Source organism: Saccharopolyspora sp. 7B (genome assembly GCF_020177435.1).
Taxonomy (GTDB): Bacteria; Actinomycetota; Actinomycetes; order Mycobacteriales; family Pseudonocardiaceae; genus Saccharopolyspora_C; species Saccharopolyspora_C gregorii.
The window spans coordinates 1-23,051 of record NZ_JAIUKC010000131.1 but is presented as its reverse complement, the minus strand read 5'-3'; the positions used below and the strand labels follow the sequence as shown (position 1 = coordinate 23,051).

The following is a 23,051-nucleotide window of genomic DNA, read 5'->3' as shown; positions in this document are numbered from 1 at the left end:
CACGATACGGCCCGGCCCGGACGTGCTGTCCGGGGCGGGCCGCTTCGCTGCCGATGATCGGGCGGACCCGATCTCATCGCGTCAGGAGATCACTCGGCGGGGGCTTCCGCCGGAGCCTCGACGTCGGCTTGCTCGCCGGCGGGGGCCTTGTCGGCCTCCTCGTCGACGACGATCAGGCTGATCTTGCCGCGGTTGTCGATGTCGGCGATCTCGACGCGCAGCTTGTCGCCGACGTTGACGACGTCCTCGACCTTGCCGATGCGCTTGCCCTGACCCAGCTTGGAGATGTGCACCAGGCCGTCCTTGCCCGGCAGCAGCGAGACGAACGCGCCGAACGCCGCGGTCTTGACCACGGTGCCCAGGAAGCGCTCGCCGACCTTCGGCAGCTGCGGGTTCGCGATGGCGTTGATCTTGTCGATCGCGGCCTCCGCGGACGGGCCGTCGGCGGCACCGACGTAGATGGTGCCGTCGTCCTCGATGGTGATCTCGGCGCCGGTCTCCTCGGTGATCGAGTTGATCATCTTGCCCTTCGGCCCGATGACCTCGCCGATCTTGTCGACCGGGATGGACACGGAGGTGACGCGCGGGGCGTGCGGGCTCATCTCGTCCGGGGTGCCGATGGCCTCGGCCATGACCTCCAGGATGGTGAACCGGGCGTCCTTGGCCTGGCCCAGCGCCTGCGCCAGCACCTCGGACGGGATGCCGTCCAGCTTGGTGTCCAGCTGCAGCGCGGTCACGAACTCCTTGGTGCCCGCGACCTTGAAGTCCATGTCGCCGAACGCGTCCTCGGCACCGAGGATGTCGGTCAGCGCCACGTAGTGCGTCTTGCCGTCGACCTCGTCGGAGACCAGGCCCATCGCGATGCCCGCGACCGGCGCCTTCAGCGGCACACCGGCGTTGAGCAGCGACAGCGTCGAGGCGCAGACCGAGCCCATCGAGGTGGAACCGTTGGAGCCCAGCGCCTCGGAGACCTGCCGCAGCGCGTAGGGGAACTCCTCGCGCGTGGGCAGCACCGGCAGCAGCGCCCGCTCGGCCAACGCGCCGTGGCCGATCTCGCGGCGCTTCGGGCTGCCGACCCGACCGGTCTCACCGGTGGAGAACGGCGGGAAGTTGTAGTGGTGCATGTACCGCTTGCTGGTCTCCGGACCGAGCGAGTCGATCGTCTGCTCCAGGCGCAGCATGTTCAGCGTGGACACGCCCATGATCTGGGTCTCGCCGCGCTCGAACAGGGCCGAGCCGTGCGCCCGCGGCACCACGCCGACCTCGGCGGAGAGGCTGCGGATGTCGGTGAGGCCGCGACCGTCGATGCGGACCTTCTCGGTGATGATCCGCTGACGGACCAGCTTCTTCGTCAGCGAGCGGAACGCCGCGCCGACCTCCTTCTCGCGACCGGCGAAGGGCTGCCCCTCCTCGATGCCGACCTTCTCCAGCGCGACCTGCTTGATCTCGTCGAGCCGGTTCTCGCGCTCCTGCTTGCCCGCGATGGACAGCGCCTGCGCCAGGTCGGCGGAGACGGCGCCCTCGACGGCGCTGTAGGCGTCGTCCTGGTAGGCGGGGAACAGCGGGTACTCGGCGGTCGCCTTGCCCGCGGCCTGGGCCAGCGCCTGCTGGGCCTGGCACAGCGTGCGGATGAACGGCTTCGCGGCCTCCAGGCCGGCGGCGACGACCTCTTCGGTGGGCGCCTGCGCGCCCTGGCCGACCAGGTCGATCGTCTTGTCGGTGGCCTCGGCCTCGACCATCATGATCGCGACGTCGTCACCGACGATGCGACCGGCGACGACCATGTCGAACACCGCGCGCTCGAGCTGCTCGTAGGTGGGGAAGGCCACCCACTGCCCGTCGATCAGCGCCATCCGGGTGCCGCCGACCGGGCCGGAGAACGGCAGGCCGGACAGCTGGGTGGAGGCGGACGCGCCGTTGATGGCGAGCACGTCGTACGGGTCCTTCGGGTCCAGGCTCATCACCGTGACCACGACCTGGATCTCGTTGCGCAGGCCGTCCACGAAGGACGGGCGCAGCGGCCGGTCGATCAACCGGCAGGTCAGGATCGCGTCGGTGGAGGGACGACCCTCGCGGCGGAAGAACGAGCCGGGGATGCGGCCCGCGGCGTACATCCGCTCCTCGACGTCCACCGTCAGCGGGAAGAAGTCGAGGTTGTCCTTGGGGTGCTTCGAGGCCGTGGTGGCCGACAGCAGCATCGTGTCGTCGTCCAGGTAGGCGACGACGCTGCCCGCGGCCTGCTTGGCCAGCCGACCGGTCTCGAACCGGACCTCGCGGGTGCCGAAGGCACCGTTGTCCAGCACCGCGGTCGCTTCGTAGACGCCTTCGTCGACGTTGTGGGCCTGTGTCAAGTGGAACTCCTAGTTTCAGGGGTCCACGGTCGTGCGGGGGAATCTTTCCGACGAGGCCGGTCATCGATCGAAGCCACCGGGCGGGATGCGCCCGGGGGCCACTACCGAGGACCGGCGGATGATGACCCGCCGTGGGCGTGGACCCGGATCGTGCGTGCGCGAGCCTGGTGGCCCGCCTTCGTGCATTCGGTTGTGCATCGGGGGAGCGCTCCACTGTGGAACGCTCCCCCGACGTAGGTCAACGACGCAGACCGAGCCGCTGGATCAGCGAGCGGTAGCGCTCGATGTCGACCTTGGTCAGGTAGTTCAGCAGCCGGCGGCGGCGACCGACCATCAGCAGCAGGCCACGACGCGAGTGGTGGTCGTGCTTGTGCTGCTTGAGGTGCTCGGTCAGGCCCGAGATCCGGTTGGTCAGCAGGGCCACCTGGGCCTCCGCCGAACCGGTGTCGGACTCGTGCAGACCGTAGTCGGCGAGGATCTGCTTCTTCTGCTCAGTGGACAGCGCCACGACTGACTCTCCTTGTTTCGCGTGCCGTGTCAAGTGCTGCTGGTGCGCCGGTCTCGAACTCGGAGCCGGGACGGGCACCGGGTGCGGAACGCACCGGACACGACTCACGGCCATCGCCACGTCGCGCGCCCCGGGCGGTCCACACCGGAGATCGCCGTCCCGATCCCGGACGCGACCTGGGGTCCAGGTCGCCGGGAGCTCCCCGAGCTCCGCCCCCAGTCCCGAGCTCGCGCGGCCGCCGGAGCGGCTCCGCCGGTCGGACGCCCCGGGCCGGTGTCTCCACTGGCGCGGGCTGGTCACGGGCACGCTGGTCGCGTGCACGCCGGGTATCGGCACACCGGATTCGGCCGCCACGGACTACAGCCGGATCCGCGGTCAGGATATCAGGGGCCGAACGGTCCACCCTGGTCCCCTGCCGCCCGGCGTGGCACCGGGACCACGTGCAGCACGCGGTGCTCCGAACCGGCCGGCCCCGGGTCGCTGCGCACCAGCTCGACCTCGGCGGCGGCCCACCAGGGGCCCGCGTACCCGCTGAGCGGCCCGATCAGCCGCGCCGGGTCCGGCAGGCCCGCGTTCCACCGAGCCACGGTGAGGTGCGCCCGGAACCCGCCGGGATCCCCGCCCGCGATCCGCACCAGCTCGTGCAGCCCGCGCGTGTCGGCGTCGGTGGCGGTCTCGACGCCGATCCACAGCACCCCGCGGAAGGTGCCCGCACCGGCCAGCCGCAGTCGCGGCGCCGGGCCGGCCGCGGGCACCCGGCGGTCGAGCTCGGCCGCGAGCGGCGCCGGGTCGGTGGGGCCGTGGAAGCACAACGTCAGGTGCCACTGCGCGGGATCCGTCCGGCGGAACCGCCGCAACCGCTGGTCGTGCGGGATCTCGCCGAGCGCGGCGGCGAGGTGCTCGACCGCGGCGGGCGGCGGCCGCACCGCGGTGAACAACCGCGGCGGCGCGCTCCCGCTCATCCGCCCGCCCCGCCGGTCCGGGGCCGCCGGGTCAGGCCGGTTCGCCGTTGGCGGCCCGGCGTAGCAGGCCCGCCAGCTCCGGGTAGCGGCCGTCGATCAGCGCGGCCGCTGCCTCCAGCTCGCTCGGCTTCGCCGCACCCCGCAGCACCGGCCACGCCGCCTCCTCACCGTTCGCCGCCCGCACCGGCAGCGTGTCCCGGCCCACCGACGGCCGGGAGTCGCGCACGTCCGCCAGCGCTGCCTGGATCGCCTCCGATTCGCCGGCGGCCACGCCCGGCACCAGCACCTTGCGCTCCAGCATCACGAGCCTCGCCAGCACCGACGGGTTCCCGATCTTGGCGCGGCGGGCGCTCATCACCTGGCTGAGCATCGGTGCGCTGATGCCGAGCACCTCGGCGAGCTGGGCCTGCGAGATCCGGAACGCCACCACGAGCCGCCGAACCCGATCGCCCAACGGCTCGCCGTACCACTCGCGCTGCAGCGCCAGATTGCGCTGGACGCTCTTGTGTTCCGCCACCTCAGCTCCCCCGGTGCCACCGTCGATCGCCGCCACCGGAACGTTCCCCGGGGCGACCGGTACTGAATACTGCCAGGCCATCGCGCCGCACCGGACCGGTTCGGCGAATTGCCCCGCCCCCAGCGGGTCGATCAGCCACGAGCACCGAGGATCTCACGGGTGTCCACGACGTCCTGATCCATCTGCTCGATCAGCGCCTCCACCGAGTCGTAGCGCTCCATCCCGCGCAGCCTGCGCACGAAGTCCAGCGCCACGTGCTCCCCGTAGAAGTCGGCGTCCACGTCGAGCACGAACGCCTCCACCGTCCGCTCCGTACCGGAGAACGTCGGGTTGCTGCCGACGGAGACCGCGGCGGGCAGCGTCTCGCCGGGCTCGGCGGACCCGCGGCGCCGGTGGGTGAACCAGCACGCGTACACGCCGTCGGCGGGGACCGCGGAATGCTCCGGGCTGGACAGGTTCGCGGTCGGGAAGCCGAGCTCGCTGCCGCCGCGCCCGGCGCCGCGCACCACGATGCCCTCCAGCCGGTGGTAGCGACCCAGCGCGGACGCCGCCGCCACCACGTCCCCGGCGTCGATGCAGGACCGGATGTAGGTCGAGGAGAACGTCACCGGCGCCTCCGACGGGCCGTCGGCGCGTTCGGTGGTGCCGCTGAGCAGCCGGTCCGACGCCACCTCGAAGCCGAACCGCTCTCCCAGCTGCGCCAGCAGCTCGATGTCACCGGCGGCGCGGTGGCCGAACGTGAAGTTCTCCCCCACCACGACCACGGCCGCGTGCAACCGGTCCACCAGCAGCTCGTGCACGAACTCGTCGGCGGGCATCCGGGACAGCTCCGCGGTGAACGGCAGCACGCAGAACACGTCCACGCCGAGCCGCTCGGCCAGCTCCGCGCGCCGCCGCAACGTGGTCAGCTGCGCGGGATGGCTGCCGGGCCGCACCACCTCCGCCGGGTGCGGGTCGAACGTCATCAGCACGCAGGGGATGCCGCGCTCGCGCGCCGCCCGCACCGCGTGCGTGATCAACTGCTGGTGTCCCTGGTGGATCCCGTCGAAGACGCCGATGGTGACGACGCACCGGCCCCAACCGCCCGGGAGCTGCTCCAAACCGCGCCAACGCTGCACGGCTGGCAAGCCTACTGGTTGCCTCCCGATCGGCCGCTCAGCCCGCCGGGGTCAGCACCAGCACCGGCCGCGCGGTCCGCCCCTGGTCCTGCACCAGCGCGACCGCCCGGCCATCCGGGCCGAACACGCCGCAGGTGCCCGCGACGCCGGTCGCCGGGATCGTCTGGCCGTGCATGAGGGCCCGGACGGTGACCGCGTCGGTGTCGTGCCGCGCGAAGGCGGTGGCGATCGCGCGGTCCAGGTCCATCGACAGGCCCGGCTCGGCCTCCAGCTGCTCCAGGGTTCGGGCCGTCGCCAGGCCGAACGGGCCGACGCGGGTGCGGCGCAGCTCACCGAGGTGGCCGCCGACGCCCAGCCGGGCGCCGAGGTCCCGGGCCAGCGCGCGCACGTAGGTGCCCGAGGAACACTCCACGAGCACGTCCAGCTCGACGAACCGGTCCTCGTCCGGCTCACCGGTGGCTTCGGCCGGTTCGCGCAGCGCCAGCAGGTCGAACCGGGAGACGGTGACCGGTCGCGCGGCCAGTTCCACGTCCTTGCCCTCGCGGGCCAGCTCGTAGGCGCGCTTGCCGTTGACCTTCACCGCGCTCACCGAACTCGGCACCTGCTGGATGTCCCCGGTGAGCTCGGCGATGCCGTCCCGGACGGCCTGCTCGGTCACCCCGGACGGGTCGGTCCGCGACCGCACCTCGCCCTCGGCGTCGTCGGTGCTGGTCGCCGCGCCCAGCCGGATCGTCGCCAGGTACGCCTTGGTGTCCAGCGCCAGGTGCCCGAGCAGCTTCGTGGCCCGTTCCAGGCCGAGCACCAGCACCCCGGTGGCCATCGGATCGAGGGTGCCCGCGTGGCCGACCTTGCGGGTGCCCATGATGCGGCGCACGCGGGACACCACGTCGTGCGAGGTCATGCCGGAGGGCTTGTCCACCACGAGCAGGCCGGGCGGGACGGCGGGACGGTTGCGTGCTGTTCGGGAGTGCTCGGACACGGCTGGCAATCCTCCCCGACCGCGTCCGCGCGTCGCGCAGCGACCCCGCCCAGGCGGCGACGCCGGCTCAGGCCGGGGCGGCCCCGACGACCGCCCACTTCCCCGACCTGGCCCGCAGCAGCAGCGTGATCAGCCGCAGCACCATGAACAGGCTCAGCCCGGTCCAGATCCCGGCGAGCCCCCAGCCGAAGGCCAGCGACAACCAGATCAGCGGCAGGTAGCCGACGGCGGCGCTGAGCATCGTCGCGGTGCGCAAGTAGCGCGCGTCGCCCGCGCCGAGGAACACCCCGTCCAGCGCGAACACCACCCCGGCGACGGGCTGCTGGAGCACGAAGAACCACCACGCGTTCGGCAGCTGCGCGAGCACCGCCGCATCGCTGGTGAACACCCGCGGCAGCACCGCGGCGAGCGCCGCGAACACCAGGCCGAGCAGCACCCCGAACCCGAGCCCGTACCAGCTGACCTGCCGCGCCACGCCCTTCGCGCGCTGCGCCGCACCACCGCCGAGGGCCGCGCCGACCAGCGACTGCGCGGCGATCGCCAGCGAGTCCAGCACCAGCGCCAGGAACGACCACAGCTGCCACACCACCTGGTGCGCGGCGGCGGCGTCCGCGCCGGTGCGGGCGGCGACCGAGGTCGCCGACAGGAAGCACGCCTGGAAGGCGAGGGTGCGCAGCACCAGGTCCCGCCCCATGCCCAGCTGGGCGCGCATCGTCGCCGGATCGGGGCGCATCCCGGCCCGCTCCACCACCAGCGCGCGCAGGAACAGCGCCGCCGCGATGCTCTGACCGATCAGGTTCGCGACCGCCGACCCCTCCAGCCCCCACCCGAGCGGGTACACGAACAGCGGGCACAGCACCGCCGAGGTCCCGTTGCCCGCCAGCACGAACCACAGCGGGCGCCGGGTGTCCTGCACCCCGCGCATCCAGCCGTTGCCCGCCATCGTGATCAGCACCAGCGGCGCGCCGAGCAGCGCGATCCGCAACCAGCTCGCCGCCGCGTCCGCGATGGGGCCTTCCCCGGCGAGCAGCTCGGCGACCGGCACCGCGAACAGCTGCGCCAGCACCAGCAGCAGCACGCCGACGGCGATGCCGAGCCAGGTGGCCTGCACGCCTTCGGCGACGGCGTCCTTGCGGCGACCGGCGCCGTGCAGCCGGGCCGTGCGGGCGGTGGTGCCGTACGACAGGAACGTGAGCTGGCTGGACACCAGGGTGAACAGGGTGCCGCCGAGCGCGAGCCCGGCCAGCGGCACCGCCCCGAGGTGACCGATGACGGCGGTGTCCACCAGCACGTACAGCGGCTCGGCGGCCAGCACGCCCAGCGCGGGCACGGCCAATCCGAGCACCGTCCGCACCGGCACCCGTTCGGCGACCTCGCTCACGACATCCTCCCGGTAAGCTGTGAAACCGCATTTCGACCCTGACGCAGGCTAGCGGTGAGGAGCCCGGATGGACAGCGCCGACTACGCGGAGCTGGCGCTGCGGCTCGCGAACGCCGACCTCACCGACCTGGACCGGCTGCGCGCGGCGCTGCACGACGAGCCGTGGTGGTCCGAGCGGGTGCACGAGCAGGACCTGGCGGTGCTGCGCACGGTGGCGGCCGGCCTGCGGGACGCGCTGGACGCGCTGCTGGCCGGAGCCGCGGCGCGGGCGCAGGACGCCGTGAACGACCTGCTGGCGCGGCACCCACCGCACCCCCGGCTGTCCGGGCACGGTTCGCGCTGGCACGTGCACGTGGCCGGGCCCGACGCGCCACCCGCCACCGAGGTCGCGGCCGCGGCCGCCTGGGGCCTGGCGCAAGGCGTCGTGCTGCACGGGATGGACCGGTGGGGCCGGTGCGAGGCCGCGGGCTGCGGCACGTACTTCCTGGACACGTCCACGAACCGGGCGAAGCGGTTCTGCTCGGCGCGCTGCGCGAACCGCGTGCACGTGGCCGCGTTCCGCGCCCGCCGGCGCACCTGACCTTCGGTCAGCCGAGCAGCGGGGCTTGCTCCAGCGCCGCGCGGACCGAGTCGAGCACGTCGTCGGCCGACCCGTCGGCGGTGAACCCGGCCGCCAGCCGGTGACCGCCACCGCCGCAGAGGCTCGCGGCCGCGCCGACGTCGACCTTGCTGTCCGCGCGCAACGACACCGACCAGCGATCCGCGGCCAGTTCCTTCAGCACCACCGACACCTCGGCCTCCGCCGTGGTGCGCACGATGTCGATCACGCCGTCGAGTTCTTCGCTGCGCACGTCGCCGGACTGCGCGAGCCGCACCTCCGCGTGCACCAGCCCCAGCCCCTGCGCCGCCGCGGGCTCCAGCGCGGCCCGGCCCAGCACCTCCGACAGCATCGGCAACCAGGCGAACGGGTGGGTGTCCATCAGCGAGCGGGTCAGGGCATCCGGATCGACCCCGGCCTCCAGCAGCCGCGCCGCCATCAGGTGGGTGGCCGCCGTGGCCCGCCGGAACCGGCCGCTGTCGGTGACCAGCCCCGCGTACAGGCAGCGCGCGATCGGCAGGTCCAGCGGGGCGCCGAGCTCGTCGAGCAACCTCAGCACCAGCACGACCGTCGCCACGGCCGTCTCGTCGATCACGTGGTGCGTGCCGAACCGCGGGTTCGCCACGTGGTGGTCGACGACGAGCACCGAGCCGCCCGCGTCGATCGTGGTCCGGACCCGGTCGGCGAGCGCCCCCAACCGCTGCAGGCTGCCCGCGTCGCACACCACCAGCAGCGGTGCCGCCGCGGGCACCTCGGCGGCGGGGACGATCAGTCCGTCGGCGTCGAGCATCCGCAGCGACGCGGGCACCTCGGCCGGGTGGCCGAACGACACCCGGACCCGCGCCCCCCGGGCGCGCAACGCCCGGCCCAGCGCCAGCGCGCTGCCCAGCGCGTCGGCGTCCGGGTTGACGTGCGCGAGCAGCGTCACGTCGGAGGCGTCGGCGAGCAGCCGCGCGGCTGCCGCCACCTCATCCGGCGTCGGCTCCGCAGCGGTTCCGGAATGCCCGTCCACGGGGTTCACCTCCACGCCGAACGGCACCGCACGACCGCGGTGCCGCCTTCAACGCACCGCATCCGCGCGGGCGGTTCAACCACTCTGTGGCCGATGCCGCAGATCGGCATCCTCGCCGGTCGACGGCTCGTCACCTGCGGTTTCCTCGTCGTCATCCGCGGTGTCCTCCGGTGCCGCACGGTAAGGATCCGCCTCCCCCGCGTGCTCCGCTCCCGAAGCCAGCCGGGCGACCTCCGCGTCGGCCTCCTTGGCCCGCGCGACCAGCTCGTCCATCCGGCGGGCGTCGTCCGGCACGGTGTCCGCGACGAACGTGAGCGTCGGGGTGAACCGCACGCCCGTCTGCGCCCCCACCCGGGACCGCAGCACGCCGGTGGCGCTGGACAGGGCGGCGGCGGTCGACGCGTAGTCGCTCTCGTCGCCGAACACGGTGTAGTACACCGTGGCGTCCCGCAGGTCCGGGGTGACGCGGGCGTCGGTGATCGTCACCATCGCCAGCCGCGGGTCCTTGACCTCGTACTCCAGTCCCGAGGCCACGATCTGCGCGATGCGCTTCGCGAGCCTGCGGGCGCGCGCCGTATCGGCCACGGCGCACCTCCTCCGTCGATCCTGCGCCCGGTGGTCCGGGCGTGAACAGTGTCCGCGCCACCGGCGGTCGAGCCGCCGCGGCGGGGCTCCCGGGCTGCCGGCCGCGGGGCGGTGCGGGCGACCGGGCAGGTTCCCTCGTGGGGAGAACCCGCCAGGGCCCGTCAGTCTTCCGGCCCCAGCATCCGCTGCCGGGCCGACAGGAGTTCCAGTTCGGGGCGCGCGGCGACGGCGCGTTCGCACGCGTCCAGCACCTCGCGCACGTGCGAGGCGTCGCCGGAGACCGCGCTCACCCCGATCAGCGCCCGGCGGTGCAGGTCCTGATCGCCCGCTTCCGCCGCGGCCACGTCGAAGCGCTTCCGCAGCTCGGCCACGACGGGCCGCACCACGGCGCGCTTCTGCTTCAACGAGTGGACGTCGCCGAGCAGCACGTCCAGCTCCAGCGCACCGACGTACATCAGCTCGCTCCTCGGATCACCACGCACCAGCACGACCACCGGGGGCCGCCCACGACGGACGACCCCCGGCGGTAGCGGATCAGTTGCGCGGCTTCTCCCGCATCTCGTAGGTCTCGATCATGTCGTCGACCTTGATGTCGGAGTAGGAGCCGAGCGTCAGACCGCACTCGAACCCGTCGCGGACCTCGGTGGCGTCGTCCTTGAACCGCTTCAGCGAGTTGAGGCTGAGGTTCTCGGCGACGACCACGCTGTCGCGCAGCAGCCGGGCCTTGGCGTTCCGACGCATGATGCCCTCGGTGACCATGCAACCGGCGATCGTGCCGACCTTCGAGGACTTGAAGACCTCGCGGACCTGCGCCTTGCCGAGTTCGACCTCTTCGTACTCGGGCTTGAGCATGCCCTTGAGCGCCTGCTCGATCTCCTCGATCGCGCGGTAGATCACCGAGTAGTACCGGATCTCCACGCCCTCGCGGTTGGCGACCTCGGCCGCCTTGCCCTCGGCCCGGACGTTGAAGCCCAGGACGATGGTGTTCTCCGCGGTGGCCAGGTTGATGTCGGACTCGTTGATGCCACCGACGCCGCGGTGGATGACCCGGAGCTCGACCTCCTCGCCCACCTCGATCTTCATGAGCGACTCTTCCAGCGCCTCGACGGTACCGGAGTTGTCACCCTTGATGATCAGGTTGAGCTGGTTGGTCTCCTTGAGCACCTTGTCCAGGTCTTCCAGGCTGACGCGCTTGCGCTTGGCGGCGTTCTGCGCCTCCCGGATGCGAGCACCCCGGCGGTCGGCGATCTGCCGCGCCACCCGGTCCTCGTCGACGACCAGGAACGTGTCACCGGCACCGGGCACCGAGGTGAACCCGATGACCTGCACCGGACGCGCCGGCATCGCCACCGCGACGTCCTCGTCGTGCTCGTTGATCATCCGGCGGACCCGGCCGTGCGCGTTGCCCGCGACGATCGAGTCACCCACGCGCAGCGAACCGCGCTGGACCAGCACCGTGGCCACCGGACCGCGACCGCGGTCCAGGTGCGCCTCGATCGCCACGCCCTGGGCCTCCATGTCGGGGTTGGCCCGCAGGTCGAGCGAAGCGTCCGCGGTCAGCAGGATCGCCTCGAGCAGACCGTCGATGTTGGTCCCCTGCTTGGCGGAGATCTCGACGAACATGGTGTCGCCGCCGTACTCCTCGGCCACCAGGTTGTACTCGGTGAGCTGCTGGCGGATCTTGTCCGGGTTCGCACCCTCGACATCGATCTTGTTGACCGCCACCACGATCGGCACGCCCGCGGCCTGCGAGTGGTTGATCGCTTCCACCGTCTGCGGCATGACACCGTCGTCGGCGGCGACCACCAGCACGGCGATGTCCGTGGACTTCGCACCACGAGCACGCATGGCGGTGAACGCCTCGTGACCGGGGGTGTCGATGAAGGTGATCGGGCGCTCGTTGCCCTCCAGCTCGGTCACGACCTGGTAGGCACCGATGTGCTGGGTGATGCCACCGGCCTCGCCGGCCTGCACGTTCGCCTTCCGGATGGTGTCCAGCAGGCGCGTCTTGCCGTGGTCGACGTGACCCATGACGGTGACCACCGGCGGCCGGGCGGCCAGCTGCTCCTCGCTGCTGTCCGGGTCGCCGAAGCTGATGTCGAACGACTCCAGCAGCTCGCGGTCCTCGTCCTCCGGGCTGACCATCTCGACCCGGTAGTTCATCTCCTGGCCGAGCAGCTCCAGGATCTCGTCCGAGACGGACTGGGTCGCGGTGACCATCTCACCGAGGTGGAACATCGCCTGCACCAGCGAAGCCGGGTTGGCGTTGATCTTCTCGGCGAAGTCGGTCAGCGAAGCACCGCGGCGCAGGCGCAGCGTCTCGCCGCTGCCGCGCGGCAGCCGGACACCGCCCACCGACGGCGCCTGCATGTTGTCCATGTACTCCTGGCGCTTCTGCCGCTTGGACTTGCGGCCACGACGCGCCGGACCACCGGGACGGCCGAAGGCACCGGCCGCGCCACCGCGACCGCCACCACCGGGACGGCCACCGCCGCCCGGACGACCGCGGAAGCCACCACCGGCGGGAGGCCCACCGGCCGGAGCACCGCCGCCGCCACCACCGGGGCCGCCGCGGAAACCGCCGCCACCGCCACCGGGACGGCCACCGCCGCCACCGGGACGACCGCCACCGGCACCACCGGGACGACCGCCACCGCGGCCACCGCCGGGTCCACCGGGACCGCCGGAGCGGGCCGGGCGGGACGGCATCATGCCGGGGTTCGGACGCGGGGGCATCATGCCCGGGTTCGGACGGTTGCCGCCGCCCTCACCGCCGCCGCGCGGGGCGGGAGAACCGGCCGCCGGAGCCGTACCGGCGCCGCCCTGACCACCGCGGTCGGGGCGCTGCCCCTGCGGACCGCCGCGGCCGGGGCCGCCCTGGCCGCCGCCCTGGCGCTGCTGACCGCCACCGGCACCGCCGGGACGCGGCGGACGCTGCGCCGGGGAGCCGGAGCCGACGCCGAACGGGTTGTTGCCGACGCGCGGCGAGCGCGGGCCGGGCTTGGGCTTGGCGCCCTGCGGCTTCGGCGGGACGGTGCCGTCACCGGCGTCGCCGCCCTGCTTGGATTCCTGCTTCGGACCGGGCCGGGGGCCGGGCTTCGGGGCACCGGGACGCGGCGCGGCGGCACGCTGCTCGCCGCCCTGCTGCGGGGCCGGGGCCTCGGCCGGACCGGCGGACGCCTGCGCGGCGGGAGCCTGCTCGAACGGAGCGGTCTCCGGGGCCGGCGGCTTCGGACCGGGCTTCGGGCCCGGCTTCGGACCGGGCTTGGGCGCGCCGACCGGGGCCGGCTGGTCAGCGGACTGCTGGCCGCCGCCCTGCTGGTCACCGGACTGCGGGGCGGGTGCCTGCGGCCGCGGACCGGGCTTCGGACCGGGCTTGGGCGCGCCGTCACCGGACTGGCCTTCGGGCTTGCGCGGCGGCGCGGGCTTCGCCCCGCCGGAGCGACCGCCGGGCTTGCCTGCCTTGGGGTACGCGTCGCGAAGTCGGCGCGCCACCGGGGCTTCCACGGTGGACGACGCGGACTTGACGTACTCGCCCTGCTCGGCGAGCTTGTTGAGAACTTCCTTGCTAGTCACACCGAGCTCTTTAGCGAGCTCGTGCACGCGGGCCTTGCCTGCCACTGCACTCCTCATCTGGTGAGGCCGGGCGGCAGTCCCGCTCGACCTCGTCCTATCGCCGATGCGCGTTCATGTCTTCAGCTTCACGGCTGATTCATGACGGGTCGACCTGCTTCCTTACTGCTTCCGCGCGGGCGGTTCCCGCGTCGGTCTGGTGATGAGCCGCTCGCCGCGAGCTCCCCGGATTCCGGAGTGGAGCCCAGGTGTCCCTGCACGGCGGAGAGGTCCAGCGGCCCCGGCACGCGAAGTGCGCGGGGGAACGCCCGACGTCGCTCGGCGAGCCGCAGGCAACGGGGATCGGGGTGCAACCACGCGCCTCGACCCGGTCGCCTGCTTCGAGGATCGGGGACGACCGCGGGACCCGCGGAACCGTCCTCGGCCACCACTCGCAGCAGCTCGGCGGCCGACGTCCGGACGCGACATCCCACACAGGTGCGAACCGGCCCTTGATCACGGCGTTCGCCGTGCGTACCGGACGTTGTCGTGCGGATTCTCGCTCCCCTCGCGTCGAGCCACCAATGATTCTAACCCGCCGCCGCCAGTGCTCGTATCCGAGTCCGCCACCGAGGTGGCGGCGAACCCGGTGCCGGGCGTCGGCGGGCCGTCAGATCACTCCGCGGAACCGACCGCGGGCAGTTCGTCGACGCCCGGCGCGCCACCGGCAGGCGGCGCGACGGCCTGGCCCGCCGAGGTGGTCGGCGAGGCCGGGTCGGCATCGCTGCGGATGTCGATCCGCCATCCGGTGAGCCGGGCGGCGAGGCGGGCGTTCTGCCCCTCCTTGCCGATGGCCAGCGACAGCTGGAAGTCGGGGACGACGACGCGGGCGGTCTTGGTCCGCTCGTCGACGACCTCCACCGAGATCACCTTGGCCGGGGACAGCGCGTTGCCGACGAACGTCGCGGGGTCCTCCGAGAAGTCGATGATGTCGATCTTCTCGCCGCCCAGTTCGCTCATCACGTTGCGCACCCGCGCGCCCATCGGGCCGATGCAGGCGCCCTTGGCGTTGACGCCGCCGACCGCGGAGCGCACCGCGATCTTCGAGCGGTGACCGGCCTCGCGGGCGACCGCGGGGATCTCGACGGTGCCGTCGGCGATCTCCGGGACCTCCAGCGCGAACAGCCTGCGCACCAGGTTGGGGTGGGTGCGGGACAGGGTGATCTGCGGGCCGCGGGCGCTGCGGGAGACGCCGACGACGTAGCACTTGACGCGCGTGCCGTGCTCGTAGCGCTCGCCCGGCACCTGCTCGGCGGCGGGGATGACGCCCTCGCTGTCCCCGACCTGCACGACGACCATGCCGCGCGAGTTGGCCTTGGCGTCGCGCTGCACGACGCCGCCGAGGATCTCGCCCTCCTTGGTGGAGAACTCGCCGAAGGTGCGCTCGTGCTCGGCGTCGCGCAGCCGCTGCAGGATGACCTGGCGCGCGGTGGTCGCCGCGATCCGCCCGAAGCCCTCGGGCGTGTCGTCCCACTCCTCCTCGACCTCGCCCTCGGCGTCGAGGGTGTGCGCGAGCACCCGCACCACGCCGGTCTTGCGGTCCACTTCCACCCGGGCGTGCTGCTGGTGCCCCTCGGTGTGCCGGTATGCCGTCAGCAGCGCTGATTCGATCGCTTCCAGGACCGTCTCGAACGGGATGTCCTTGTCGCGTTCGATCGCTCGCAGCGCGGCGATGTCGACGTTCACCTCGACTCCTCCGTGTCTTCCCGGTCGTCGCCTTCCGGGCCGTCGGCCGCCCGCTTGAGCAGGACGAGGTCCTGCGCCGGTGGCTGCTGGAATTCCACCTCGACCACCGCGCGCTCGATGTCGCGGTAGGCCAGCGTGCGGATCTGCTGGTCGGCCAGCACCTGCACGCCTTCGTCGTCGGCGGCTCCGACGCGCGCGGTCAGGTCGCCGCCGCCGGAGAGCTTGATCTTGACCAGCCGGTGCCGGGCGCGGCGCCAGTGCCGGGGCCTGGTCAGCGGTCGGTCGGTGCCGGGCGAGGTCACCTCCAAGGTGTACGCCCCGGCGAGCACGTGCTCGTGCGCGTCCAGCACTTGCGAGACGGCTCGGCTCAGCTCGGAGATCTCGTCGAGACCCACCCCGTCGTCGGAGTCCACGACGACCTTCACCAGGCGGCGTCTGCCCGCCTGCTGCACGTCGAGCTCCTCGAGGTCGAAACCGGCTTGGGACACGGCGTCGGCGACGACGGGCTCCAGCAGCGCGACGGCCTCATCGCGCGGCGGGCTGGACACGTTGGCACTCCTAGATTCGGGGATGATCGGGTCACTTCGGAGGTGATCGGGCCGGGCGGTCCGGCGACGCCCGGTTCGGGCGGCGCCGCCTTCGGCCGGACTCGCGAAACCCACGTCCGGCGCTGGGCGCGCGGGCCGCGGTCGTCCAGCTTATCTGGTCGGTTCCAGGCACGGCGCGGCATGGCCTCCGTCCGGCCCAGCGCGGCGGCCGGGGGCCTGCCTGGCAGGATGGATCAGCGTGCGAGCCCCCCTCCCCTCCCGTCACTCGAACGGGTCTGCGCGTATCGGACGTCGCGCGGTGTTGCGGCTGCTGGCGGCCTTGCCCGCGGTGGCCGCGGTGAGCGCCGCGTGCGCGAGCGGCGAGGACGCGCCGGACCCGCTGACGGCCCTCGCGACCGCCGCCCGGTCCGATGCGGCGCTGGCGCAGGGCGTCGCGCGCAGCCACCCCTCGCTGGGGGCGGGCGCCGGCGCGGTGGCGGAGATCCGCGCCGAGCACGCGCGGCTGCTGCAGCAGGAGATCGACCGCCTCGATCCGCCCGACGAGCCCCGCGAGCACCGGGCTCCCGCCGCGCAGGTGCCCGCCTCGCCGCCCGAGGCGCAGGCCGCGCTGAAGCAGGCGCTGGCCGCGGCGGAGCAGGCCGCCGCGAAGCTGTGCCCGAGCCTGCCCGGCTACCGGGCGGGGCTGACCGGATCGATCTCGGCGAGCTGCGCGAGCCTGGCGGAGGTGCTGGCGTGAGCGGAGAACTGCCGGACGAGGCCAAGACCGCCGTGAACGCGGCGCTGGACGCGGAGAACGCCGCGGTGTGGACCTACGAGCTGGTGACCGCGTTCGTGACCCGCTCGCAGGTGCAGGCGGCCGTCGCCGAGGCCACCGGAGTCCACGAGGGGCACCGGGACGAAGCGCAGCGCCTGATCAGCGCCACCGGAGCCACTCCCCCGGCGGCCGCGCCCGCCTACTCGCTGCCGGACCGGGTCACCGACGAGGGCTCGGCCATCCGCGCGCTCGTCGTCGCCGAGCGGGAGTGCGCGATCGGCTGGCGCGCGGTGCTGGAGAACACCGCGCCGGACGAGGTCGACCCCGCGGTGCGGCGGCTGGCGCTCACCGCCCTGACCACGGCCGCCACCCGCGCCACCCGCTGGCGCATCACGATCGGCCAGGACCCGGCGGCGGAAGCCCAGCCCGGCAAGCCCTGAACGGCGCCCCGCTGGTCCGGGAGCCACTGACCGGCGGTGCGCACGCGGATCCCCGAGGTTCCAGCGGCGGAGGTACCGCTGGGGTTCCGCCGTCCGCGCGGCAGGAGGTTCAGCCGCTGTCCTGCGGCCAGCCGAGGCGCACGGCGTCCTTGGTGACGTCGGTGAGCCGCTGGTCCTCGTAGTTGTCGGGCTGCCCGAAGTACCCGGACTCACCGACGACGACGAGCCGGTCCTGCTGCTCGGAGTGGTAGCCCACGTCGCTGGTGAGCCCCGGGAAGTCGTCGGGCAGGTCCGGGCCCGAGGAGACCAGGTCCATCACGTTGCCGGTGTCGTCCTGGGTGACGAGCTCGTTGAGCTGCGCGGCGCTCGCCGAATCGGCCAGCCGCACGGTGACCACGGAGGTGAGCACGCGCTGCCCGTCCGGCAGCGTGGTGGTGTAGAGCGCCCGGGTGAGGTGCTCGCAGCCGTGCTCGCCGAAGAACGCCTTGATCTGGCCGGTGGAGACGTTGGCGCAGCCCTGGCGCCCCTCTTCGCGCACTTCCAGGTTGAACCGGTTCTGCGTCTGCGGGACGGGCGCAGGCGGGTCGGCCGCCTGGTCGTCACCGGAGGAGGGCTTGATCAGCAGCCAGAGCAGCCCGGAGACGACGGCCACGCCGAACAGCACGAGCCCGCGCAGCACCCAGCCGGAGGGCGTGATGGAGGTGCCCGCGAGCAGGCCGCCGCCCGCGCGCGCCGCCGGTTCGGGACGGACGGGTGCCTGCCTGCTGGTGGAGGGGTAGGCGCGCCGGTTGATGTCGCCGTGCTGCTGGGCCGCTCCGTTCGGCTGCCCGGGTGGTTGCTGCGCCGGGGCCTGCTGGGCGGGTTGCTGCGGGGCCGAGTGCTGCTGGGGGGATTGCTGCTGCACCGGTGCCTGCTGGGCCGGGTTCTGCTGGCCGTAGCCCTGCTGCGGGTACTGCTGCTGGCCGGGGTGCTGCGCGGCGTACTGGCCGCCCCAGCCCTGGTAGTGCTGCGGGTAGGCCTGCTGGTGCGCGGTCTGCGCCGCGTGGTTCTGGCCCTGGTGCTGCTGCGGCTGGCCGTAGCCGGGCGTGCCGGGTCCGGGCTGCGGCGCGTGCGGCTGGGCGCCGTGCGGCTGCTGGGCCGGCGGCTGCTGGAACGCGGGGCGGGTCGTCTCGCCGGGTCCGCCCAGGGTGTCCGGGCTGAAGTCGGTGGGACTGGCGCTGCGGTGCTCGTGGTTCACCAGGGAGTTGTCGCGCTGGAGTGGCGCAGTGTCAGCTCGCTGCGCGTTCTGCGGCGAGCCTGTCATCTCTTCGGGTGCACCTTGGGGGTCCGGCACGGGCACTAACGGTAGCGGTTGCGGATCGCGCGCAGAACAGCACGTGCGCAGCGAAGACGTTCCGGCTGCTCAGCCACGCAACGCGCGGAGCACCAGGTCGACGTCGGTGTCGGTGTTGTACAGGTGGAACGCCAGCCGTGCCTTGCCCGCCCGGGCCGCGCACGCGATGCCCGCGTCGGCGAGCCTGCGGGCGGCGTCGTCGCCGGGCACCGCCACGATCGGCGAGCCGGCGGGAACGAGGCCGAGTTCGGCGCGCACCCGGTCGGCCAGCCCGGTGCAGTGCGCCCGCACCTGCTCCAGGTCGAGGGCGGCGAGCTCCCGCATCGAGGCGGCCGCGCCGACCTGGGCCAGCCACACCGGCGACAGGTCGAGCCCGCGCCCGCCCGGGGCCTGCTTCAGCGGCAGCCCGTAGATGCTGTCCATGCCGCCCCCGGCGTACCAGTTGGCGTGGCTCGCCCGCGGCGCGGGAGCGTCCGGGTGCTGCGCGAGCCAGGAGGACCCGCGCGGCGCGAGCAGCCACTTGTAGCCGGTGCCGACGACGTGATCGGCCCAGTCGAGCCGCATCGGCAGCCAGCCCGCGGCCTGGGTGGTGTCCAGCAGCACCCGAGTCGGCCGGTCCCGCACCGCTTCGCGCAGCGCCTCCAGGTCGACGAGCCTGCCGTCGGCGGACTGCACGACGCTCACCGCCACCAGGTCGTGGTCGGCGGCCTTCTCCGGGATCGCTTCGAGCGGGACCTCCTCCACCTGCACGCCGCGGTCGGCCTGCGCGGCGAACGGGAAGGTGACGCTGGTGAACTCGTTCTCGGCGACCAGCACGCGGGCTCCGTCCGGCAGGTCGGCGGCGATGATCCCGACCAGCTGGGAGACGGTGGCGCCGACGGCGACGCGGTCGGCGGGCACGCCGACGAGCCGGCCGAACAGTTCTCGTCCCGCGTCGGTGTCGGCGTCGAAGTCGGTGGGCCGGGCCCCGCCCGCGCCCCAGGTGGCGACCGCGGCGGTGACGGCCTCGACGGTGCCGGTGGACGGCACGCCGATGCTCGCGGTGTTCAGGTATCCGTCGGGGACGTCGAACCGGAGGCCGAAGGCGGTGCGCATGTTCCGATCCTCGTCGATGCGGTGGCCGGTGCGCCAGCACCGGATGCGCGGCCCGGCGGGACCGCCGACCACGCGCGGCCGGGGAAGCGCGGCCCACCGCAACCGGAGCGGCAGGACGGGCCGCGCGGCGCTCCGTTCTACCGTGGCGGTATGCGCAGTGAGGAAGTGGAGATCCGGACCGGTTCCGTCGAGGTGGTCTACGACCTGGGTGCCGAGTGCGACCGGTTCCTGCGGTCGGCGGGGGCCGGGGACGGCCTGCTGAACGTGTGGGTGCCGCACGCGACGGCGGGCCTCGCGGTGATCGAGACGGGTGCGGGAAGCGACGACGACCTGCTGGCCCAGCTGCGGGAGCTGCTGCCCGCGGACCGGCGGTGGCGGCATCGGCACGGTTCGCCCGGGCACGGGCGCGATCACGTGCTACCCGCGCTGGTACCGCCCTACGCGACGGTGCCGGTGCTGGACGGGCGGATGGCGCTGGGCACCTGGCAGTCGGTCTGCCTGGTGGACACCAACGTGGACAACCCGGTGCGGCGGGTCCGGTTGAGCTTCGTCGAAGGCTGATTCCACCTCTTCGGGTGAAACCGGGCCGGGCGCGGAGATGGCTCACATCTTGATCATGGTCGCGAGGTGTCGTGCCAGGATGGGGCGATGACCTCCCGACTCGTGCTGTGGGACGTGGACCTCACCCTGATCGACGCGCGCGGCATCGGCGTCGACTGGTACCGGCGCACTCTCGCCGAGGTCACCGGGACGTCCCTGCGGCACGTGCCGGACATGGCGGGCAAGACCGAGCTGGCGATCACCGGCGAAGTGCTCGCCGCGCACGGCATCGACGCCGCCACCGACACCGTGCACGCCATGTTCCGCACCCTCACCGACGTGGTGCTGGCCGATCTGGACTCGCTGTCGTTGCGCGGCAGCGCGATGCCGGGGGCGGCGGAGGCGCTGGCGGCGCTCGCCGAGGTGCCCGGCGTGGTGCAGAGCCTCGTCACCGGCAACCTGCCGGAGGTCGCGTTCCACAAGCTCGACGCGTTCGGCCTGCACCGGCACGTGGACTTCGACATCGGCGGGTTCGGCGCCGACTCCCCGCACCGGCACGACCTGATCAGCGCCGCGGTCGGCAAGGCCACCGCCAAGCACGGTGCCGAGTTCGCCCCGGAGACCGTGGTCGTCGTCGGCGACACCCCGCGCGACGTGGCGGGCGCGCTGCACCACGGGGCGGTGGCGGTCGGCGTGGCCACCGGGCGCAGCGACGAGCAGGAGCTGCGGGACGCGGGCGCGCACGTGGTGCTGTCCGACCTCACCGACACCGGCGCGGTGCTCAAGGCCGTCCAGGGCTGATCGATCCGCGCGAACGCGGTGTCCGAGGTGATCTCCTGCGCTATACGTGGAGGATGACCGGAGACCGCGCCCACGACGGTTCCGCCGGGCAGTGGGCCCGGCGCACCGCGGCGCAGGAGATCCGCACCAGCAACGCGGTGCACCGCAACGACGGCCTGGTCGTGCAGGCCGGGCAGATCAACGGCGACGTGCACTTCGCCGCTCCCGTGCCGCCGCCGCGCCCGCTGGCCTCGACGCTGCCGCGCGCACCGGCCCGGCTGGTCGGCCGCGAGGCGGAGCTGGACGCCGTGCTCGGCGCGGAGAACCCGGTGCGGCTGCTGACCGGCATGGGCGGCTGCGGCAAGAGCGCGCTGGCGATCGCGGCGGCGGACCGGTTGCGCGGGGAGCACCCCGGCGGGGTCGTGCTGCTGCCCTGCCGCGGCTACCGGGACCGCGGGGAGTTCGGGCTGCGGGAGGCGATCGCGGAACTGCTGGCGCTGCTGGAGGTGCCCGCCGCGCACGCGGTCGGCGTCGGGCTGCTGCACCGGCGCTTCGCCGAATTCGCCGCGGCCGGGCTGCCGCTGCTGTTGGTGCTGGACGACGTGGGTCCGCACTGGGACGTGGCCGCGCTGCTGCCGTCCGACCCGGTGCACGGGGTGCTGATCACCTCCCGCGACGAGCTCGACGTGGACGCGGAGCCGGTCCGGCTCGGCGCGCTGCCCGCCGGGTCGGCGGTGGAGCTGCTGCGGCGGGAGATCGCTCGGGGCGACCCGGCGGACCCGCGCGCGCGGCTGCGGGAGGACCTGCTGCTGGTGGCGGAGCGCTGCGGGCACCTGCCGCTGGCGCTGCGCGTGGTCGGCGAGCTGCTGCGCGGCGATCCGCGCCGGGAACCCCGGGTGGTGGCCGCGGACCTGGGCTCGCCGCACCGGCTGTCGGTGCTGGAGAAGGTGCGGTCTGCGGTGGCGCTGTCCACGGCGGCGCTGCGGGAGTCGCCGAACCGGGTGGACCGGTCCGCCGCCGCGCTGTTCGAGCGGCTGGGCCTGCTGCCGGGCGTCGAGTTCACCGCGGCCCGCGCGGCGGTGCTGCTCGACGAGTCCGACCCGCGGTTCGCGCGGCTGCTGCTGGACCGGTTGTGCGCGGCGCACCTGCTGGAACCGCGCGCGGACGGCGGCGCGTTCCACGACCTCACCGGCGAGTGCGCGGCGGAGTCCTTCGCGGCGCTGCCCGCGCGGCTGCGGCGGTCGCTGGCGCTGCGGTTCGCCGAGCACTGCGCGGACGTCGCGGACGCGGCGGTGGCACCGCTGCGGCCGGGTGCGGACGCCACCTCCGAGCAGGTCGGCGCGGGGTTGCGCACGCTGCACGACGAGCACGACGCGCTGCTGGCGGGCCTGACCGACGCGGTGGCGCGCGGCACCGCCGGAGCGGACGCGGAACGGCTGTGCGCGGCGGCGGTGCGCGTCGCGGAGGCGCTGCTCGTCCGCTGCGAGCGGACCGGCCGGGTGCACGAGGCGCGGCGGGCGGCCGAACCGCTGCTGCTCGCGTCCCGGGTGCTGGGCGATCAGGACGCCGAGCTGCGCGCGCTGCTGGCGCTGTGCGAGGCGCACCTCGCCGGCGGGCGGCCCGGCGAGGCCGCCGGGTACGTGCGGCAGGCGATCGAGCTGACCCGCGCGCGCTACGCCGCGCCCCGCTTCCTGGCCACGTTCTCCCGGACCATGGCGACGTACGCGCGGCTGGCGGCGGAGACCGGCGAGCACGAGGTGGCGGCCGCCGAGTACCGGCGGCTGCTGGACCGGCACCGGCGCGACGAGGACGCGCCCGGGCGGTGCGCCGCACTGGGCGGGCTGGGCCGGGTCGCGCTGCTGCGCGGTGACCTCGACGAGGCGGCGCGCCGGTACGAGGCGGCGCGGGCGCTCGCCGACCGGCACGGGCTCGCGGAGCAGGCGGAGATCGCGTGGAACGCGCTGGGCGTGGTGCTGGCGCGCCGGGGCGAGGTCGACGGCGCCGCGGACTGCCACCGGGCCGCTCGGGACTCGGCCGAGCGCCACGGGTTCCCGCACCGCGCGGCGATCGCGGTGCACCACCTCGCGGATCTGCGGCTCGCCGTGGGCGACGCCGAGGGGGCGCGGCAGCACTACGAGCGCTGCGCGCGGCTGTACCGGAAGGCCGGCGACCACCGGCGTGCCGAGGAGCTCGCCGACCGGCTGGCCGCGCTCCCGGACGAGCCCCCCGACCTGCCTGCCGAGCCCCCGCCG

At 73.8% G+C, this 23,051-nt stretch carries 22 protein-coding genes; 6 read left to right on the top strand and 16 right to left on the bottom strand.

What is annotated here, in order from left to right:
* Positions 1-89 precede the first annotated feature (89 nt).
* From LCD33_RS20340 to LCD33_RS20310, 7 genes are all read right to left on the bottom strand, one after another.
* Complete coding sequence (locus tag LCD33_RS20340; RefSeq protein WP_224966764.1) at positions 90-2,351, bottom strand: polyribonucleotide nucleotidyltransferase; 2,262 nt, start codon at positions 2,349-2,351, stop codon at positions 90-92.
* Positions 2,352-2,589: 238 nt separating this feature from the next.
* Positions 2,590-2,859, bottom strand: coding sequence for a 30S ribosomal protein S15 (rpsO, locus tag LCD33_RS20335; protein ID WP_224960170.1), 270 nt, complete (start codon positions 2,857-2,859; stop codon positions 2,590-2,592).
* 383 nt (positions 2,860-3,242) lie between these two features.
* The gene (locus tag LCD33_RS20330) at positions 3,243-3,821 is read right to left on the bottom strand and encodes a 2'-5' RNA ligase family protein (protein ID WP_224978151.1); all 579 of its coding nucleotides are present in this window, start codon (positions 3,819-3,821) and stop codon (positions 3,243-3,245) included.
* 31 nt (positions 3,822-3,852) lie between these two features.
* The gene (locus tag LCD33_RS20325) at positions 3,853-4,338 is read right to left on the bottom strand and encodes a helix-turn-helix transcriptional regulator (RefSeq protein ID WP_224960174.1); all 486 of its coding nucleotides are present in this window, start codon (positions 4,336-4,338) and stop codon (positions 3,853-3,855) included.
* A gap of 131 nt (positions 4,339-4,469) precedes the next feature.
* A complete protein-coding gene (locus LCD33_RS20320; RefSeq protein WP_224960175.1) occupies positions 4,470-5,456 on the bottom strand; it encodes a bifunctional riboflavin kinase/FAD synthetase in 987 nt (328 codons plus the stop codon).
* Between the two features lie 37 nt (positions 5,457-5,493).
* Complete coding sequence (gene truB / locus LCD33_RS20315; RefSeq protein ID WP_224960176.1) at positions 5,494-6,435, bottom strand: tRNA pseudouridine(55) synthase TruB; 942 nt, start codon at positions 6,433-6,435, stop codon at positions 5,494-5,496.
* Between the two features lie 67 nt (positions 6,436-6,502).
* Positions 6,503-7,816, bottom strand: coding sequence for an MATE family efflux transporter (locus LCD33_RS20310; protein ID WP_224960177.1), 1,314 nt, complete (start codon positions 7,814-7,816; stop codon positions 6,503-6,505).
* Between the two features lie 67 nt (positions 7,817-7,883).
* On the opposite strand from LCD33_RS20310, the gene LCD33_RS20305 reads away from it, so the two are divergent.
* Positions 7,884-8,396: a CGNR zinc finger domain-containing protein gene (locus LCD33_RS20305; RefSeq protein ID WP_224960178.1), complete on the top strand. Its 513-nt coding sequence runs from the start codon at positions 7,884-7,886 to the stop codon at positions 8,394-8,396.
* A 7-nt stretch (positions 8,397-8,403) separates the two neighbouring features.
* On the opposite strand, the gene LCD33_RS20300 is transcribed toward LCD33_RS20305, so the two are convergent.
* The 7 genes from LCD33_RS20300 to rimP all read right to left on the bottom strand — a co-directional run bounded on the left by LCD33_RS20300 (position 8,404) and on the right by rimP (position 15,857).
* On the bottom strand, positions 8,404-9,426 hold the full coding sequence (locus tag LCD33_RS20300; protein WP_224978150.1) for a bifunctional oligoribonuclease/PAP phosphatase NrnA: 1,023 nt from the start codon (positions 9,424-9,426) through the stop codon (positions 8,404-8,406).
* Between the two features lie 75 nt (positions 9,427-9,501).
* Positions 9,502-10,011, bottom strand: a complete 510-nt coding sequence (gene rbfA / locus LCD33_RS20295) for a 30S ribosome-binding factor RbfA (protein ID WP_224960179.1) — start codon at positions 10,009-10,011, stop codon at positions 9,502-9,504.
* 161 nt (positions 10,012-10,172) lie between these two features.
* Positions 10,173-10,466 (bottom strand): DUF503 domain-containing protein, encoded by a 294-nt coding sequence (locus tag LCD33_RS20290; protein WP_224960180.1) that lies wholly within the window; start codon positions 10,464-10,466, stop codon positions 10,173-10,175.
* Between the two features lie 79 nt (positions 10,467-10,545).
* Positions 10,546-13,632: a translation initiation factor IF-2 gene (gene infB / locus LCD33_RS20285; protein ID WP_224978149.1), complete on the bottom strand. Its 3,087-nt coding sequence runs from the start codon at positions 13,630-13,632 to the stop codon at positions 10,546-10,548.
* Positions 13,633-13,712: 80 nt separating this feature from the next.
* The gene (locus LCD33_RS20280; RefSeq protein ID WP_308011307.1) at positions 13,713-14,012 is read right to left on the bottom strand and encodes a YlxR family protein; all 300 of its coding nucleotides are present in this window, start codon (positions 14,010-14,012) and stop codon (positions 13,713-13,715) included.
* Between the two features lie 226 nt (positions 14,013-14,238).
* On the bottom strand, positions 14,239-15,309 hold the full coding sequence (gene nusA, locus LCD33_RS20275; RefSeq protein WP_224960183.1) for a transcription termination factor NusA: 1,071 nt from the start codon (positions 15,307-15,309) through the stop codon (positions 14,239-14,241).
* Entirely contained in the window at positions 15,306-15,857 is a 552-nt protein-coding gene (gene rimP / locus LCD33_RS20270; RefSeq protein WP_224960184.1) for a ribosome maturation factor RimP, read from the bottom strand. Before rimP ends, nusA begins: the two co-directional genes overlap by 4 nt.
* Positions 15,858-16,155: 298 nt before the next feature.
* Here rimP and LCD33_RS20265 point away from each other — a divergent pair, with 298 nt between their 5' ends.
* Positions 16,156-16,593, top strand: a complete 438-nt coding sequence (locus tag LCD33_RS20265) for a hypothetical protein (protein ID WP_224960186.1) — start codon at positions 16,156-16,158, stop codon at positions 16,591-16,593.
* The gene (locus LCD33_RS20260; RefSeq protein WP_224960187.1) at positions 16,590-17,051 is read left to right on the top strand and encodes a DUF4439 domain-containing protein; all 462 of its coding nucleotides are present in this window, start codon (positions 16,590-16,592) and stop codon (positions 17,049-17,051) included. Before LCD33_RS20265 ends, LCD33_RS20260 begins: the two co-directional genes overlap by 4 nt.
* A 109-nt stretch (positions 17,052-17,160) precedes the next feature.
* Here LCD33_RS20260 and LCD33_RS20255 read toward each other — a convergent pair whose 3' ends face one another.
* Together LCD33_RS20255 and LCD33_RS20250 are read right to left on the bottom strand one after the other, a co-directional pair.
* Positions 17,161-18,288 (bottom strand): hypothetical protein, encoded by a 1,128-nt coding sequence (locus LCD33_RS20255; RefSeq protein WP_224966761.1) that lies wholly within the window; start codon positions 18,286-18,288, stop codon positions 17,161-17,163.
* A gap of 165 nt (positions 18,289-18,453) precedes the next feature.
* The gene (locus LCD33_RS20250) at positions 18,454-19,479 is read right to left on the bottom strand and encodes an aminotransferase class V-fold PLP-dependent enzyme (RefSeq protein WP_224978148.1); all 1,026 of its coding nucleotides are present in this window, start codon (positions 19,477-19,479) and stop codon (positions 18,454-18,456) included.
* Positions 19,480-19,629: 150 nt separating this feature from the next.
* Between LCD33_RS20250 and LCD33_RS20245 the strand changes: the two genes are divergently transcribed.
* The 3 genes from LCD33_RS20245 to LCD33_RS20235 all read left to right on the top strand — a co-directional run.
* Positions 19,630-20,040: a YjbQ family protein gene (locus LCD33_RS20245; protein WP_224960190.1), complete on the top strand. Its 411-nt coding sequence runs from the start codon at positions 19,630-19,632 to the stop codon at positions 20,038-20,040.
* Positions 20,041-20,127: 87 nt separating this feature from the next.
* A complete protein-coding gene (locus LCD33_RS20240) occupies positions 20,128-20,820 on the top strand; it encodes a haloacid dehalogenase-like hydrolase (protein WP_224960191.1) in 693 nt (230 codons plus the stop codon).
* 53 nt (positions 20,821-20,873) lie between these two features.
* On the top strand, positions 20,874-23,051 hold a 2,178-nt coding region (locus tag LCD33_RS20235), incomplete at its 3' end, for a tetratricopeptide repeat protein (RefSeq protein ID WP_224978147.1).